General features: G+C 60.1%; 12 protein-coding genes. 4 read left to right on the top strand and 8 right to left on the bottom strand.

The window, feature by feature from the left end; translation table 11 throughout:
• Positions 1–17: 17 nt before the first annotated feature.
• The 7 genes from PPGU16_RS35585 to PPGU16_RS35555 form a co-directional block, all read right to left on the bottom strand.
• On the bottom strand, positions 18–809 hold the full coding sequence (locus tag PPGU16_RS35585) for an ABC transporter ATP-binding protein (protein ID WP_180725524.1): 792 nt from the start codon (positions 807–809) through the stop codon (positions 18–20).
• Positions 806–1651, bottom strand: a complete 846-nt coding sequence (locus PPGU16_RS35580; RefSeq protein ID WP_180725523.1) for an ABC transporter permease — start codon at positions 1649–1651, stop codon at positions 806–808. Before PPGU16_RS35580 ends, PPGU16_RS35585 begins: the two co-directional genes overlap by 4 nt.
• Positions 1652–1687: 36 nt before the next feature.
• Positions 1688–3115 (bottom strand): ABC transporter substrate-binding protein, encoded by a 1428-nt coding sequence (locus PPGU16_RS35575; protein ID WP_180725522.1) that lies wholly within the window; start codon positions 3113–3115, stop codon positions 1688–1690.
• Between the two features lie 27 nt (positions 3116–3142).
• Entirely contained in the window at positions 3143–3388 is a 246-nt protein-coding gene (locus tag PPGU16_RS35570) for a 4Fe-4S dicluster domain-containing protein (RefSeq protein ID WP_180725521.1), read from the bottom strand.
• Positions 3389–3401: 13 nt separating this feature from the next.
• Entirely contained in the window at positions 3402–5168 is a 1767-nt protein-coding gene (locus PPGU16_RS35565) for a fumarate reductase/succinate dehydrogenase flavoprotein subunit (RefSeq protein WP_180725520.1), read from the bottom strand.
• Positions 5165–5956 (bottom strand): GntR family transcriptional regulator, encoded by a 792-nt coding sequence (locus PPGU16_RS35560; RefSeq protein ID WP_180725519.1) that lies wholly within the window; start codon positions 5954–5956, stop codon positions 5165–5167. The genes PPGU16_RS35565 and PPGU16_RS35560 overlap by 4 nt, the downstream gene beginning before the upstream one ends.
• A gap of 119 nt (positions 5957–6075) precedes the next feature.
• Positions 6076–9600: an efflux RND transporter permease subunit gene (locus PPGU16_RS35555; protein WP_180725518.1), complete on the bottom strand. Its 3525-nt coding sequence runs from the start codon at positions 9598–9600 to the stop codon at positions 6076–6078.
• A 600-nt stretch (positions 9601–10200) separates the two neighbouring features.
• On the opposite strand from PPGU16_RS35555, the gene PPGU16_RS35550 reads away from it, so the two are divergent.
• The 4 genes from PPGU16_RS35550 (at position 10201) to PPGU16_RS35535 (ending at position 13400) form a co-directional block, all read left to right on the top strand.
• On the top strand, positions 10201–11538 hold the full coding sequence (locus PPGU16_RS35550) for a tyrosine-type recombinase/integrase (protein WP_180725517.1): 1338 nt from the start codon (positions 10201–10203) through the stop codon (positions 11536–11538).
• Positions 11539–12000: 462 nt separating this feature from the next.
• A complete protein-coding gene (locus PPGU16_RS35545) occupies positions 12001–12312 on the top strand; it encodes a hypothetical protein (protein WP_180725516.1) in 312 nt (103 codons plus the stop codon).
• A 22-nt stretch (positions 12313–12334) separates the two neighbouring features.
• Positions 12335–12817, top strand: a complete 483-nt coding sequence (locus PPGU16_RS35540) for a hypothetical protein (RefSeq protein WP_180725515.1) — start codon at positions 12335–12337, stop codon at positions 12815–12817.
• A gap of 88 nt (positions 12818–12905) precedes the next feature.
• A complete protein-coding gene (locus PPGU16_RS35535) occupies positions 12906–13400 on the top strand; it encodes a hypothetical protein (RefSeq protein ID WP_180725514.1) in 495 nt (164 codons plus the stop codon).
• A 139-nt stretch (positions 13401–13539) separates the two neighbouring features.
• On the opposite strand, the gene PPGU16_RS35530 is transcribed toward PPGU16_RS35535, so the two are convergent.
• Positions 13540–16002: a hypothetical protein gene (locus PPGU16_RS35530; protein ID WP_180725513.1), complete on the bottom strand. Its 2463-nt coding sequence runs from the start codon at positions 16000–16002 to the stop codon at positions 13540–13542.
• Positions 16003–16093 lie beyond the last annotated feature (91 nt).

Genomic DNA, 16093 nt, shown 5'->3' with positions numbered 1-16093 from the left:
TGTGAAGTAGCGCGGCGTCAGGCCGACTCGCGCAGCAGCGCGAGGCACTGGCGCTTGATATCGATGAAGGCGGGGTCGAGTGTCGTATCGTCGCGACGCGGGCGCTCCAGCAGCACGGGGATATCGGCGACCACGCGTGCCGGGCGCTGCGACAACATCAGGATGCGGTCGGCGAGAAACAGCGCTTCTTCGATGTCGTGCGTGACGAACACGACGGTGGTGCGCACCTTCGCCCAGATATCGAGCAGCAGCGTCTGCATCATGCGGCGCGTCTGCGCGTCGAGCGCGCCGAACGGCTCGTCCATCAGCAGCACGCGCGGCCGGTTGATCAGTACGCGTGCGATCTCGACGCGCTGCTGCATGCCGCCCGACAGCTGCGCGGGGTAATGCGCATCGAAGCCGCCCAATCCGACGAGTTCCAGCAGTTCAGCCGCCTGCCTGCGCCGCTCGCTCGCGCCGAGTCCCTTCATCTTGAGACCGAATGCGACGTTGTCGATCACGCGTTTCCACGGAAACAGCGTGTGCTGCTGAAACACGAGGCCGCGCTCGGGATGCGGACGGTCGACGGTTTCATCGTCGACGGCAATCGTGCCGTGCGTCGCGGCGATGTGGCCCGCGATCGCGCCGAGCAAGGTCGACTTGCCGCAGCCCGAAGGGCCGAGTACGCAGACGAACTGACCGGGCGCGATATCGACGTCGAGGCCGTCGAGCGTCGCGATACGTGCATGCGGCGGACCGACTTCGACGCCCAGTCCGCGCACGCGGATGCTGGCCGCCGCAGAGGCGGCTTCAATGGCGACGCTGCTCATCGGCGGGTCTCCTGCAGTCTGTACCACGGCGTCAGCGCGATGCCCAACCGTTTGACGAGTACGCTGCTGCCCATCCCGAGCGCGCCGATCAGCGCCATGCCGACGACGATATCGGGGTAGTTCTGCAGCGTGTACGATTCCCACGTGAAATAACCGATCCCGTATTGGCCTGCAATCATTTCTGCCGTCACGAGACAGAACCACGCGGTCCCCATGCCGATCGCGAGGCCCGTGAAGATCGCGGGCGCGGCGCTGGGCAGTATGACTTCGGTATACAGCGCGAGCGGTTTCGTGCCGAGGCTGCGAGCGGTCGCGACGAGCCGTGGATCGACGCCTTCCACGCCGTGCACGGTGTTGAGCAGGATCGGAAACAGCGCGCCGATGAACGTGATGAACATCATGCTGAGTTCCGATGACGGAAACATCAGGATCGCGAGCGGTATCCACGCGACGGCGGGAATCGGGCGCAGCACTTCGAGCGCGGGCAGCGCGGTATCTTCGACGGCACGGTAACGTCCGATCGCCAGACCCAGGCCGACGCCGACCACAGCCGCGACACAGAAGCCCGCCAGCACGCGCCAGATGCTCGCGGCCAGATGCATCGGCAGCTTTGGCGAATGCAGCAGCGACCACAGCGCGGGCAGCGCATCGGAGGGCGCGGGCACGTTCGCGAACGTGATGAACCCCGCCGACAGCCTGAAGTGCACGGCCAGTTGCCAGAGCGCGACGCATGCGGCGAGCGACGCCGCGCGCCACGCGCGGCGTTGGGTCGAAGGTGCAAAGAGAGGTGCGCGTCGGCGCCCCGATTCGCGTCTGTCGTGGAGTTCAAAAGTGGCGGCCATAGACGTTTTCCCGATAAGGCGTGACGATGAACGCGCTCAGCGCGACGCGACGGCTTGCGCCGCGCCCGTTTTCGCGGCGGCAAAATCGACAACCGAGCCTGAGACCTGCTGCGCGTACTGGTCGGCACCCGCTTTCAGCAGGAACGCCGTGATCGCGCCATGCGCGTCCTTCACGTACCACGCCTGGCTGGCGAACAGCTTGAGGCCGCTTGCATGATCGTGAACGAACACCGCACGCGCCTTGCCGCCCGACTGCTCGATCTTGCCGAGTGCCGCGAACGCTTCATCCGCCGATGCGTAATTGCGGACCTTCGCTTCGTTGTCGAGCCACACCTGAGCGACGTCGTTGAAGTCGCGGATTGGCTTGCCTGTTACGACGTCGTTGGCGACGAGCGGCTGCTTCGCGTAGTTCTTCAGCGCGGCGTCGTAGTCGAGCCCGGATTCCTTGAATGCCTGGCGGATATAGCGGTCGTCGATGAACGTGTTCACGTCCAGATCGACATCGGTTTTCTTCAGCAGCTTGAGCGTTTCGATTGCGGTCGCCGTGGCCTGACGGTACTCCGGCTTCCATGTGAGGTCGCGTGTCTGCAGACCGAGCGGGCCGTGATACAGATAATCGACGGGGGCTTCGATGCCCGTCGTCTTCTGGATCAGCAGGCTGTATTTCTCGGGGTCTTGCGCGATCAGGCGGTTCGCCTCGATGGCGGCGCGCAGATACGCGACAACCACTTCGGGGTACTTCTGCGCGTAGGCCGCATCGACGAGTGCGCCGTGATACGTGGGCACATGACTTTGCGCGCCGTCGTAAATCTTGCGCGCAATGCCGCGATAAGGAAACAGATCCGCGAACGGCACGAAGTCCGCATGCGCATCGATCTTGTTCGCCTTCAACGCGCTGCCCGCCACCTCCGGTGCCTGCGTGATGATGTTCACGTCGGTTTCGGGATTCCAGCCTTGCGCCTTGATCGCACGCAGCAGCATGCCGTGCGACGTCGATGCGAACGGCACGGAAATCGTTTTGCCCTTGAGGTCGGCGATCGAACGGATGGACGAATTCTCCGGCACGACGATGCCGTTGCCGCTGCCATCCACGCTGCCCGACAACACGGTAATGAACACGCTCTTGCGTCCCGCTTTCTGGAACGCCGCGCCATTCAGCGAGCCCGGGAAATCCGCCATCACGCCGAAATCGAGCTTGCCCGCGACCATCTCGTTCGTGATGGGCGCGCCGGACGTGAAGTCCTTCCATTGCACGTCATAGCTCACGTCCTTGTATTTGCCCGTATGCGGCAGATACTTGTCGAGCAGATTCAGTTCGCGGATCAGCAGGCCGCCTGTCGCGCAGTTGATCGTCGTGTCCTGCGTGCCGATGGCGACGCGGATCGTTTCGGCATTCGCCGTGCCCGCAGCGAATGCGAGCGCGGCGATGGAAATGAAGTGAGGTAGAGCGTAGCGAATGGTCATGATGTCGGCTCTTGGGTGGGTGGCTTGCTAGCGCAGCAGATAGGGGATATCGACTTTCACGGCGCCCGTCGGGCAATCCTGTTCGCACGGCATGCAGTACCAGCATTCGTCGAACTGCATGTAGGCCTTGCCTTTGCTGACGTCGATCGCGAGCAGATCGAGTGGGCACACATCGACGCATACCGTGCAGCCTTTATCGGCGATGCATCTGCTTTCGTCGATCGTGACGGGTGCCGCGCTTCGATGAAGAATGTCGTGGGGTGTGAAGGACATCGCAGTGCTCCTGTCAGGCGGTGACGTCGGCGAGCGCCTGGGCGTTCGCGCGCAGATCGGGTTTGTCGTCGTGAATGCGCAGGTTGCTGTATGAGCCGCGCTCGCGTTCGTCGAGCGGCACGATGTACGGCTCGACAGCGCGTTTTTCGCTGGTCATGCGGCCCGATGCATCCTTGCGAAGATGTGTATGGCAGAACCAGTCGGCGTCATTGCGCTGCGGATAATCGACGCGATGGTGATACAGACCCCAGCGGCTCTCCGTGCGAAACAGCGACGCGCGCGCAGCCATTTCGGCGCAATCGCGAATCGCGCGCACTTCGGCGGCGCGCATCAGTTCATGCGGATGCGTGGCCTTGATCGACGCGATGTCGTCGGTGATTTCATCGAAGCGTTGCAGGCCGATCTCCATCTTGCGTGTCACCTTGGGCGGCTGCAGATAATCGTTGACCATGCGGCGCAGCTTGTACTCGACCTGCGCAGGCGCAAGCCCATGTTCGCGTTCGAGTGGCGCATAGACGCGCGCGCGTTCGGCATCGATCTGTTCCTGATCGACGGGTGTATGTTCGCGGCCCGCAACGAAAGCGGCTGCGCTCTGGCCGGCAAACCAGCCGTACGTGAACGCGCCGAGCATGTAGTTGTGCGGCACGGCCGCCATGTCGCCGGCGGCGTAAAGGCCGCCCACTGTCGTCTCCGCGCGCTCATTGACATACACGCCCGACGCGCTGTGTCCGCTGCAAAATCCGATCTCGGAGATATGCATCTCGACCATCTGCTGCCGGTAATCGGTGCCGCGTCCCGCGTGAAAGCGCCCACGGCTCGGACGTTCGTTGGTGTGCAGGATCTGTTCGATGGTCTGGATGGTTTCTTCGGCGAGGTGGTCTAGCTTCAGAAACACGGGGCCGTTGCCGCTCTGGAGTTCCTGGTAGAACTCCCACATCATCTGCCCGCTCCAGTAATCGCATTCGATAAAGCGTTCGCCTTTGCCGTTCGCCGTGAAGCCGCCCAGTGGCCCCGTCACATACGCACAGGCGGGACCGTTGTAGTCCTTGATCAACGGGTTGATCTGGAAGCATTCGAGATTCGCGAGCGCCGCGCCCGCGTGATAGGCCATCGCATAGCCGTCGCCCGCGTTGGTCGGGTTCTCGTAGGTGCCCATCAGGTAGCCGGATGCGGGCAGGCCGAGCCGGCCCGCCGCGCCGCACGACAGAATCACCGCTTTCGCGCGAACCACGTAGAACTCGGCCGTGCGGCAATCGAAGCCCATGACACCGTTCACATTGCCCTGTGCATCGGTCAACAGGCGCGTCGCGACGATGCGATTCGTGATCGCGATGCGGGCGCGTTTCAGTTGCCGGTACAGTACTTTCTTGATGTCGTGTCCTTCGGGCATCGGCAGCACATACGAGCCCATGTGGTGCACTTTCTTCACCGCGTAATCGCCCGTGCCGTCCTTTTCGAACTTCACGCCCCAACGGTCGAGTTCTTCGATCGTTTTGAAACTGTGCCTCGCGTATGCGTAGACGGCGGCCTGGTCGACGATGCCGTCGTTGGCGATCGTGATTTCGCGCGTGTATTGCTCGGGTGTCGCGTGGCCGGGAATGACGGCATTGTTCAGGCCGTCCATGCCCATCGAGATCGCGCCGCTGCGTTTGACGTTGGCTTTTTCGAGCAGCAAGACCTTCAGGTTCGGATTGGCTTCCTTCGCCTTGACAGCGGCCATCGGCCCCGCCGTTCCACCGCCGACCACGACGATGTCGTATTCGAGTACATGGGTGTTCATCGCGCTTTCCTCGTTGCGTTGTGCCTTGCGTTTTTGCCCGCCTTTTCCCGGTCGATACGGAAGCGGTACTGAAACGCATCGCCGCGAAAGTACAGATGTTCGTAGTCGATCGGCGTGCCTGCCGCGTCGTGCGTGAGCCGGTCGATGCGCAGCACGGGACTGCCTTCCTCGACCCGCAACGCGTCGACGATTTCGTCGTCGGCGAGGATCGCGTCGATCGCGACATCCGCATGGCCGAGCGGCACGCCGCAGTCGTTTTCGAGGATCAGGAAGATGTCGCGCGTCACGAGATCGGCGTTCGCGAGACGCGTGCCGAGCGCTTCGGGAAGCCACGTCAGTTCGAGCGATACCGGCTCGCGATTGAGCAGCCGCACGCGATGGATTTCCGTGACGGGCGCGCCTTCTTCGAGCCCAAGGCGCGCGGCCACATGACGATTGGCTTCGACGACACGAAAGCTGCGCAACTGGTTGACGATCTCATAGCCCATCGACGACATCGCTTCCGCAAAGCCCTGCAGCGAACTCACGTTCTGAAAGGCCTTGGGTTTCGACACGAACGTGCCTTTGCCGTGCAGCTTGAACAACAGACCTTCTTTTTGCAGGTCGCCGAGCGCCTGGCGCACGGTGATGCGGCTCACGCCGTACATCGCGCAGAGTTCGTGCTCGGACGGCATCTGCGAATGCGGCGCGTAGGTGCCGTCGAGAATCTGCACGCGCAGCGCATCTTTGATCTGCGCGTAGAGCGGCACGGAGGCGACGGGGGCAAGGGGGCTGGCCGGTTTCGACATGGCTCAACTTGTTATGACAAGATGAGTTGCAGTCTAGTGAACGCTTTCTGGCGGCCAAACCAACTATTTCTGCTATCTATTTGAGCAAACGGCGGGAATGGATCGTGTGACGCGAATATTTACTGGATCGCTCGCCGCGCAAACCGCAAGCGCAGCCATACGCCGAAACGATCGACATACAGATACACCACGGGCGTCGTATACAACGTCAGTATCTGACTCACGATCAGCCCGCCGACGATCGAAATACCGAGCGGCCGCCGCAGATCGGCGCCTTCGCTGCTGCCGAGCGCCAGCGGCAGCGCGCCGAGCAGGGCGGCGCAGGTCGTCATCATGATCGGGCGGAAGCGCATCAGGCTCGCGTGGTAGATCGCATCGCGCGGCGACATGCCCGAGCGCGACGCGTCGATCGCGAAGTCGACCATCATGATCGCGTTCTTCTTGACGATCCCGATCAGCAGAATGACGCCGATCAGCGACATCACGGTGAACTCGACGTGAAACAGCATCAGCGCGAGCAGCGCGCCGACGCCCGCCGAAGGCAGCGTCGACAGAATGGTCAGCGGATGCGCGTAGCTTTCGTACAGCACGCCGAGCACGATATACACGGACAGCAGCGCGGCGACCACGAGCAAAGGTTCGTCCGACAGCGACTGCTGGAAGGTGCGCGCCGTGCCTTCGAAGCTCGCGTGAAGCGATGCGGGCATGCCGATATCGGTCATCGTGCGATTGATGGCCGTCATCGCTGTGGAGAGCGATTCATGCGGCGCCAGGTTGAACGAGATCGTCGTGGCGACGAAGTTGCCCTGATGGTTCACGCCAAGCGCTGTGTGGCCCGGTTTGAAGCTCGCGAACGCGCTGAAGGGGATCATGGTTTCCTGCGCGGTGCTGACGGACGTCCCCGCCGATGCGCTGGAATGGCCGCTTGCCGCAAGCGAATTGATCGCGAGATTGCGGGCAGAGTCGGCGGCGACGGTGGCGGCGCTGCTCGTCGTGGAGGAGGCCGTGGCGCTCGTACTCGTGCTGTTCAGCGCGGGAACGGCTAGTGCGAACGGGGTGGCGGCCGCTGCGGGAAGCGTGACGGCGACGTCGAATGCGGCGCTCGTGCTGCTGGCTGCATCGGCGATCGTCGCGGACGCGGCGATGGGTTGCGTGGGCGTCGCGGTGCCGCCTGGCGTGGTGACCGCCTGCGCAATGCCGGCAACCTGCGCGGCATTCGAACTGCTTTGCGACGTGCTCGCAGCGGTCGGGCCGCTTACGGTTCCCGCGACGAAGTTGGTCGACTGTGTGCCGCTCGGCGAGCCGCCCGAAGTGCTGACATACAGATCGTTCAGCGTTTCCGGATGCTGCCAGTAACGCGGCGCGACTTCCATCACCACATAGTACTGGTTCATCGGGTTGTAGATCGTCGAGACGAGCCGTTGACCGAACGCGTCGTACAGCGTGTTGTCGATCTGCGCGGGCGTGATGCCGAGGCGCGCAGCGGTCGGGCGATCGATATCGATATCGGCTTCGAGTCCGCTTTGTTGCTGGTCCGAGTTGACGTCTTCGAGTTCCGGCAACCTCTGCAGCGCCTGTGTCAGACGCGGCGCCCATTTGTACACGTCGGCGCTCGTGTCGCCCAGCAACGTCAACTGATATTGCGCGTTGCTCTGCCTGCCGCCGACGCGAATGTCCTGCACGGGTTGCAGATAGAGACGCGCGCCCGCCACTTCGTTCAACTCGGGACGCAACCGCGCGATCACTTCATCGGCGGTCTTGTCGCGTTGTGACAGCGGTTTCAGCGACACGAACACGAACCCCGTATTGGTCTGACGTCCGCCTGTGAAGCCAACCACGCTCGCTACGGCCGGGTCCGCGCGGACGATCTGCATCAGTTGCTCGAGCTTCGTTTCCATCGCCTGAAACGACACGCTCTGATCGCCCTGAATGCCGCCGATCAACCGGCCCGTGTCTTCCTGCGGAAAAAAGCCCTTGGGAATCGCGATGTAGAGAAACACGTTCAATGCGATGGTGACGAGGAGCAGCGACATCATCAGCAACGGGTGACGTAGCGACCAGTCGAGCGTGCGCGCGTAACCGTCCCGCATGCGTTGCAGCGGCTGCGTGAGCCAATGCGCGAGACGCTGCATACGCGATGCTTCTCGGCCGACTTCGCGCTTCGTGTTCGCAAGCAACCTCGAGCACATCATGGGTGTCGTCGTCAGCGATACTGCGAGCGAGACGAGTATTACAACGGACAGCGTCACCGCGAACTCGCGGAACAGCCGTCCGATGATGCCACCCATCAGCAGGATCGGAATGAACACGGCGATCAGTGAGATCGAAATCGACAGCACAGTGAAGCCGACTTCGCGTGCGCCGAGCAGTGCTGCCTGCATGCGCGACTTGCCCGCTTCGAGATGACGCGCAATGTTTTCGAGCACGACGATCGCGTCGTCGACGACGAAGCCGGTCGCCACGGTTAAGGCCATCAACGACAGATTGTCGATCGAATAGCCGAGCAGATACATGATTGCAAACGTGCCGACGATCGAGACCGGCACGGCGGCGCACGGAATCAACGCGGCCCGCGCGCTGCCGAGAAAGAAGAACACGACGAGTATCACCAGCGCGACGGCGATCAGCAGGGTGGCTTCCGTGTCGCGCAGCGAGGCGCGGATGGTCGTCGAGCGATCCGAGGCTTCGAGTATGTCGACATCGGCGGGCAGGGCGGGTTTGAGTTGCGCGACGGTCGCGCGGATGCCGTCGACGGTACTGATGATGTTCGCGCCCGGCTGCCGGTAAAGCATCACCAGCACCGACGGCTGATTGTCGCCTGCGAGGCCGAGATTGCGCAGATCCTCGACGGAATCGACCACGTCGGCAACATCGGAAAGGCGCACGGCCGCGCCGTCGCGATAGGCGATCACCAGGCCTTTGTATTGCGCGGCGGTGCGTGCCTGATCGTTCGCATAGAGTTGAAAGCGGCGGCCTTCGCTTTCGATGATCCCTTTCGGACTGTTGGCATTCGCCGAGGCGAGCGCCGCGCGAACGTCTTCAAGACCGATGCCGTAGTGATAGAGCGCGGTCGGATTCAGTTCGACGCGCACGGCGGGATTGGCCGAGCCGTTCACATCCACTTCGCCGACGCCGGGCAATTGGGACAGCGACTGCACGAGTATCGTCGACGCGAGATCGTAGAGCTTTGCCTGGGTCAACGTGTGCGACGTGAGCGAGAGGATGAGGACGGGTGCGTCGGCGGGATTGACCTTGCGGTAGGTCGGATTGCTCTTGAGGCTCGACGGCAGATCGGCCCGTGCCGCGTTAATGGCGGCTTGCACGTCGCGCGCGGCGCCGTCGATATTGCGGTCGAGGCCGAATTGCAGCGTGATGCGCGTCATGCCGACGGAGCTTTGCGAGGTCATTTCCGTGACGTCGGCGATCTGTCCGAGATGACATTCGAGCGGACTCGCGACGCTGTTCGCAACGGTGTCGGGACTGGCGCCGGGCAGGCTGGCCTGTACGGAGATGGTCGGGAAATCGACTTGCGGCAGCGGCGCAACGGGAAGCCTGGCGAAAGCGAACGTGCCTGCGAGCGCGATGCCGAGCGACAACAGCGTCGTCGCCACCGGGCGTTCGATAAAGGGACGCGAAAGGTTCATCAACAGTTGTCGGAGACAGCCCGTGCGCGCGGGCATGCGGCGGGCGAGATGACAACGATGCTAGGGCGGGCCGCCTGATGGCGGGTTACGGGGGTGTTGCTGTGCGTTACCGCTTGTCGCGGGGGAAACAGATGTCAGGTTTTGATGTTCGGGGCGGGTGGATGTCTGTCTGCGACGCTTTTGTTCTGCTGGCCTTTGTTTGGCTGTTGGCGGCTGATGCGGGGCGCGTGCGGTTGATGTGGGTGGATGTGGTGCCCACACGCGGTTTTGTGTTGGACGTAAGCGGTCGTCGTGGGTTTTGCAAGCCGCGCGATGGCGGTTCGTCAGAGTTCGTGTGGCACCTTCGCGGTGCAGGCGGTTTGGTTTTGGGTTTTGCGTTGGCATCCGCGTTTTGTTATCGGTGCTTCACGCGTTGCCCCTGTGCGGGGCATTTCTACTGTTGCATAGAGTTGCTTAGAGTGTCATAAGCCATAAAAATCAAGCCCTTACGTTGCATAGAGTTGCATAGGGTTGCATAGAGTGTCATACGGAAAGTGTCCTCTATGTGTCCTACGCTGCCCTGTGCGACGGTCGATCAACGACCTAGGGAGAGGGCTAAAAATGGCACGCGTCACCATCAACCGCGATTATCTGCTGGGCGTGGAAGGCAATGGAAAGTTGCGCTACATTCCCGACGAAAAGCTGCGCGGGTTCTGTATCAAGGTATCGCCGACCGGCTCGGTCGCTTTCTATTACCGCTGGGACAAACCGCGCACCGCTGACGGCAAGCGACAGCAAGGCAGCAAGTTCATCGCGAACTGGCCGGGAACCGAACCCGGCAAGGCGCGCGACATGGCGGCGAAGTTCGCCGCGACGGTCGAGCATAGCACCGACGACAACCGCACCATTCTCGCCAAACGCGACCAGCGCGCGAAAGAAGCCGACCGGGCCAAGGTGGTCCCGACATTGGGGGAGTACTTGGCCGACACGTACGGCCCGTTCGTAAAGGCTGAACGGGCGACCGGCGCGCGCATCATCGCGGACATTCAAAAGACATTCTCGTCGTGGCTCGACCGCCCGCTGGACCAGATCACGATCAAAGAAATTTCAGACTGGAAAACGGCCGAACTGTCGCGCGTGCTGCGCCCCGCCGCGAATGGTCTGCCGGAGAAGCGTGTCAAGCCCGCAACGATGAACGGCAAGCTCAACAAGCTCAAGGGGCTTTTCAGTCACGCATTCGAGAACATCGTTATCTCCACCAATCCGGCAGAGAACGTGACGAAAACCGATGAAGGACCGGAGCGAGTCCGATGGCTGCATTGGGACGAAGCGCAGCGGCTACATCAGGCGCTTGACGAGCGTGAGACCCAACTGTGGGTCGAACGTGAGCGCATCAACACCGATCCGCGTCACGGTTCCGTGTCGGCAACTCATGCAACTTTTGCGGACTGTGTGAAGCCTGCGGTCCTGTTCGCGCTCAACTCGGGACTGCGCCGCAAGGAACAGCTTTCCCTGCTCTGGACTGACATTGATATGTACGGCCGCGAGATTACTGTACGCACGAGCAAGACGAAGCGCTCTCGCGTCGTGCCGATCAATGACGAACTGTTTGCCGTGCTGACGGCGTGGCGCGCGCAGTGTTTCGGCGGAAGCGTTTATCCGCTGCTGGTTTTTCCGAGCACAACCGGCGACGCGCAACGGGAAGTCAAGGCATTCGACGATGTTCGGCGCGCTGCAAAAATCCACAACTTTCGCTGGCACGATCTGAGACATACATTCGCGACGTGGGCGGTCGCGGGCGGCGCGCCACTCGATGTCGTCAGCCGCTGGCTCGGGCACAGCCGCATCGAACAGACGATGCGCTATGCACACCGCTCGCCCGAGTTCGCGGCGCGCGCCATCAACGCGGTATCACTCGGGCACGTGGCGGCTAATGGTGTTGCTCTCAAAGCGGCTTGATAACCATGCACCTTGCAATCACCCATATCGAACCGCGAAAGAGCAATTGTGGCTAGGCTGTTGACCATGTTGACGGCGATTGCGCCGCACGATATCCGCGTGCAAATCGCCAACAATGATGCGAGCGACGACGCGACGATTGGGCGCCTCAGTCGTCGCGACCATCTCCTTCCGTATCGAGAAAAGCACAATACTTCTGCTATCTCAAACCCTCTTTCTGATTTTCGGGGACTCCATAAACTCAAGGCCGAGTGCCTTTAACTTCTGGGTGACAACGTAGTTCCCCGCATGCCCGCAAGGGTGTGCGGCTGCTTGCGGTCGTCCCTATGTTTCTTCAATGGGCGGGCCGTGGCAGGGAGACTCACGTCTGCCGGAATTGGGAACTACGCCGGTCCGCCAACCCTGTCATGTGCCCGCTCACCCTCCCGTTGGGTGCGGGCTTCCCTTGACACAGGAGAGGCCATGTCCACCACCGAATCCATTTCCACCGAAGAACTCGCGCTGCGTAACAAGATGCTGCGCGACGCGAGCGCTATCGCGCTCGATACAGTTCAACGCTATCAGCAAAATCTCAAGAAGATCCGCGCAGTACGACGAGCGACCGCATTGATTGATACCGCTGACGCGGACCATTATCTGTTAATCGACGTGCTAGGTGATCTGGTCCAGAGCGCTGAACTGGAAGTCGATGGCGAACTGCTGCTGCTCGAATTGCAGCTTGGCCGCGTCAATGAGGCGGAAAGCGACAAGGTCAATCTGTCAATCGTCCACTAGGCAATCGAACAGGACGATGACAATGAACAGTCAGATAGTCGAATTCACGACCGAACCAGACGACAAGCCGCTCACTGTCGATGAAAAATATAAACGGCTTGCTGCCTGCTCGCTTCAACGTGGCGCTCAGGTAGCGGGTCGGTTTCGTGTCATCCGCGTTCTTCTGGACGACGCGATTCATCGACAGGTGAAGACCAAACGCGATCGGGATCGCATCAACGCGATATTGTCGCTCACCCTTGAGAAGGTCGAGGACTTTGAACAGGACGCAAACGAATTCGTTGATCCGTCCACGTTCATATGCATGGACGCATCCGGGTTTGATATACCGCAAGGGGCCTTGCTCGAAGCGTTGCAACTGATGTCCGACTCGCATGCCCCACGGGAGCGATCGGATGCGACACGCGTCAATCCCTTCGATGTCAGCGCCACGGACGCAGCCACGCGCAGCCATGCGTGTACCTGTTGTCGAAACAGGAACGACGACGCCACGGCGCGGCATTAAGCCCATCGGCCGCGCCGAGCGGCACGGTCACATTCCCTATCAGGTACACATACATTCCATGCTTTCAGGCATCGGGAAGGACGAACCAATGAACCAGCAGAACTCCGTACAGAAAGACAAGCAGACCAACGAACTGCTCTCGGTCGACGAGAAGTATAAGCAGCTCGCACAGGCTACGCTCCAGCGCGGCGCGCAGTTCAGCGCACGCCTACGGGCCATTCGAATTCTGCTTGACGATCTTCACTATCGACCGGCAATCACCACGGACGACCGGGAGCGAGCCGACGCAATATTGTCCGTAATGCGGAAAAGTGTCGAAGTCTACGAGAACCAGGCGGAGGACTTCGTTCAACTCTCAACGGTCGTCTGCTTGAGCGCAACCGGCCACGACGTACCGAACAAGGACGTAGCCGAGTCGTTGCGCCTCATGGCAGATCCGACACTGCCGGGAAGCCGGCCAGGGCTACCGACCTATGTCCGGTGCAGGGGTGCGAAAAATGCAGCCAACGACGCAAGCGCCAGTCGTGCTCTCGCTGGCGTTCGCCGCCCAAAGCGGACGCACAAGTCACCGGCCGCGCAGTAGAAGCACAAAGAGAGGTCAAACTCCCCTCGGGTAATTCTTGTGAGGGTAGCGCAGTTGCATGATCTGTAGTGCGAAACATGTATGTCGAAATATTCGGCATACATGCTCGTTACTCTATGTTCCTATGAACGTTATTGAATCACCAGAATGTACCGAAGTCCGTAGTGAACCCATAGCTGTTGTCGAAAGACGTACCCCAATCGAAGTCTGACCCACTATCGTACTCATCGCCGAGCGTGAAATCGTACTGGCCGCCGCCGTATGAAGTCATTTGGCCACCACTACCGTAGTCGGCCCAACCAAGCTCGTATCCGGTCGGTCCGTACGCGATCGCATCGTAACCGCCACCGGCGCCGTACGTAAATTGCGTGAAGCCAGTCAGCTTGCCACTGGTATCGTACGAATCGTACTCCATCTCTTGGCCATTGCCATTGAAGATGATGGCGTTCTGCGAACTGTCTGAGTTGAATAGGTGCGCGACCATCGAACCGTCATTTCCATAATGATCGTACTCTGTTTCGCGTCCTGTCGACCCATCGTAAAAGTAGTCGTCCGTCTTCCCACCACCGGAATTGAACTGCGCAAACTCGACCTCTCTACCGAGATCGTTATAGACGGTAGCCGTCTGAGTGCCGTCCGAGTTGAAAACATGGACAGTTGCTCCACCTGCAGCATAGTCGGTACGCTGCGTTTCCACTCCATTCCGGTCAAAGAGTGAGTCACTTACGATTTGCCTATTGGCCCCGTAGGTCGCCCACTCAGATACATGTCCTGATGGATCAAACACGGCCGCGTTTTGGGTGCCGTCTGCATTGAAGACGTGCGCGACGCCACCGCCCGAACTGTCGTAGTCGGTTTCCTGCAGCTCGCGACCTGAGGCGGCATCGAAGGTGAGATCTTGCGTAATTTTGCCATCAGTGCCGAAGGTCGCCTGTTCGGTTTCGTGACCTTGCGCATTGAACGCGTAGGCTGTCTGCCTACCGTTTGCGCTGTAGACTCGATCAACTTCGCTGCCATCGGCGTTGATGTCGGACTCCTGCGTCAAGCGCCCCGAGGTCGCATCGTAGAGCAGATCCTGAGTCATCTTGCCGTTAGTACCGAACGTTGCCTGCTCGGTTTCATGGCCTTGCGCGTTGAACGCGTAAGCTGTCTGGGTACCGTTTGCGTTGTAGACTCGATCAACCTCGCTGCCATCGGCGTTGATGTCGTACTCTTGCGTCAAACGCCCAGAGGTCGCATCGTAAAGCAGATCCTGAGTCATCTTGCCGTTAGTACCGAACGTTGCCTGCTCGGTTTCGTGGCCCTGGGCGTTGAAGACAAATGCGGTTTGAGTACCGTTGGCGTTGAAGAGGTGATCTACTTGGCTGCCGTCAGCGTTGATGTCGTTCTCTTGCGTCTCACGCCCGGTCGAACTGTCAAAAAAGACGTCTTGGGTCATCTTGCCGTTGGTGCCGTACGTGGCCTGCTCGGTTTCATGGCCCTGGGCGTTGAACACATATGCGGTCTGAGTACCGTTGGCATTGAAGAGATGATCTACTTGGCTGCCGTCAGCGTTGATGTCGTTTTCTTGGGTCAAACGTCCCGACGTTGCATCGTAGAACAGATCTTGGCTCAGTTTTCCGCCGCTACCAAACGTCGCCTGTTCTGTTTCGTGTCCCAACGTGTTATAGGTTTCGACGGTTTGAGAGCCATGTGTATCCACCGAAAATACATCGGTTGATCCGGCGTTGATCTTGCTGCCGTTTGCCCCGGTAACGACCCCGTTGGCAACGGTGTATGTGTCTCCGGATACGCCATTGTGAATAGTGTTAGCCTGTGTCGCGTCCATCACAATGCTGGAACCTTGCTCTAGCGTGATGGAATTCCCGCTTCCTTCAACTACCAATTGGAGACCCGGTCCCGACAGGCCTGGTGAGACAATAAGGTCTCGACCGGAGGTGGCGTCACCCACGAGCACAGTCGCCACATTATTGGAGTCGACGTAAATCTGTGGAAGATCCGATCCGACATTGTTTCCTTTCACGATATCAAACATAGTAGAGGCATTGCTTGCATCGCAAATAAAGTTTGAACTACTCAGTGACGAGGCAGAATAGTTTCCTTGGGAGTCAGGTGTCAGTCCTAGTGACTCAAATTGCTGCTGGACGATGCTGACGATAGTGCTGGAATCGATGCCCGCACCGATAGCAGTAGTAAGGAACCCCAACCCGTTAATTACCTGTCCTGCTGTGAAAGTCATTCCACCTGCTAGTAGATTCAGCTTCATCTCGCTCAATCCGTAGAATGACACTCCCTGCCCAGCAAGAGTAATAAGTTCACCGGCTATTGCTGTGACCGCGCTCGCAATATCCATTTTGCTCATCGTCGTCTGATTCAGAGCAAGATTGTTGATATTCGCGATTATTGCGTTGCCTGCGAAAGCCGCACCTTCACCTTGGAGTCCAGCAGTGAACGTTGCAGCTGCATTCGCAAGTGCGGCGTCATACGCGGCCGTGAGTTTGGGGTCGCCAGGATTCTTGTTCAGACTTGCTGCTGCATCCGCAACAGCAGTTACGCCATCGAGTCCGCCAATGCTATATCCTGCTACCGAAAGTGTTGTCATTTAAAGTCCGGAAAAGTTTGATTACTACGTTAGCAACGCATACCACTATCAGATGACGCTCCGGGATCCTCCGGTTTTGTTAAAATCAGTT

This window comes from Paraburkholderia largidicola (assembly GCF_013426895.1).
In the GTDB taxonomy this organism is placed as follows: domain Bacteria; phylum Pseudomonadota; class Gammaproteobacteria; order Burkholderiales; family Burkholderiaceae; genus Paraburkholderia; species Paraburkholderia largidicola.
Note: the sequence above shows the minus strand (reverse complement) of the source record. Positions and strands in the feature narration are given on the sequence as shown.

What these genes read in the sequence shown, in the direction of transcription:
- PPGU16_RS35580 (WP_180725523.1), bottom strand. Translation starts at nt 1,651, where the DNA reads ATGGCCGCCACTTTTGAACTCCACGACAGACGCGAATCGGGGCGCCGA.
- PPGU16_RS35555 (WP_180725518.1), bottom strand. Translation starts at nt 9,600, where the DNA reads ATGAACCTTTCGCGTCCCTTTATCGAACGCCCGGTGGCGACGACGCTG.
- PPGU16_RS35565 (WP_180725520.1), bottom strand. Translation starts at nt 5,168, where the DNA reads ATGAACACCCATGTACTCGAATACGACATCGTCGTGGTCGGCGGTGGA.
- PPGU16_RS35570 (WP_180725521.1), bottom strand. Translation starts at nt 3,388, where the DNA reads ATGTCCTTCACACCCCACGACATTCTTCATCGAAGCGCGGCACCCGTC.
- PPGU16_RS35545 (WP_180725516.1), top strand. Translation starts at nt 12,001, where the DNA reads ATGTCCACCACCGAATCCATTTCCACCGAAGAACTCGCGCTGCGTAAC.
- PPGU16_RS35530 (WP_180725513.1), bottom strand. Translation starts at nt 16,002, where the DNA reads ATGACAACACTTTCGGTAGCAGGATATAGCATTGGCGGACTCGATGGC.
- PPGU16_RS35575 (WP_180725522.1), bottom strand. Translation starts at nt 3,115, where the DNA reads ATGACCATTCGCTACGCTCTACCTCACTTCATTTCCATCGCCGCGCTC.
- PPGU16_RS35560 (WP_180725519.1), bottom strand. Translation starts at nt 5,956, where the DNA reads ATGTCGAAACCGGCCAGCCCCCTTGCCCCCGTCGCCTCCGTGCCGCTC.
- PPGU16_RS35585 (WP_180725524.1), bottom strand. Translation starts at nt 809, where the DNA reads ATGAGCAGCGTCGCCATTGAAGCCGCCTCTGCGGCGGCCAGCATCCGC.
- PPGU16_RS35540 (WP_180725515.1), top strand. Translation starts at nt 12,335, where the DNA reads ATGAACAGTCAGATAGTCGAATTCACGACCGAACCAGACGACAAGCCG.
- PPGU16_RS35535 (WP_180725514.1), top strand. Translation starts at nt 12,906, where the DNA reads ATGAACCAGCAGAACTCCGTACAGAAAGACAAGCAGACCAACGAACTG.
- PPGU16_RS35550 (WP_180725517.1), top strand. Translation starts at nt 10,201, where the DNA reads ATGGCACGCGTCACCATCAACCGCGATTATCTGCTGGGCGTGGAAGGC.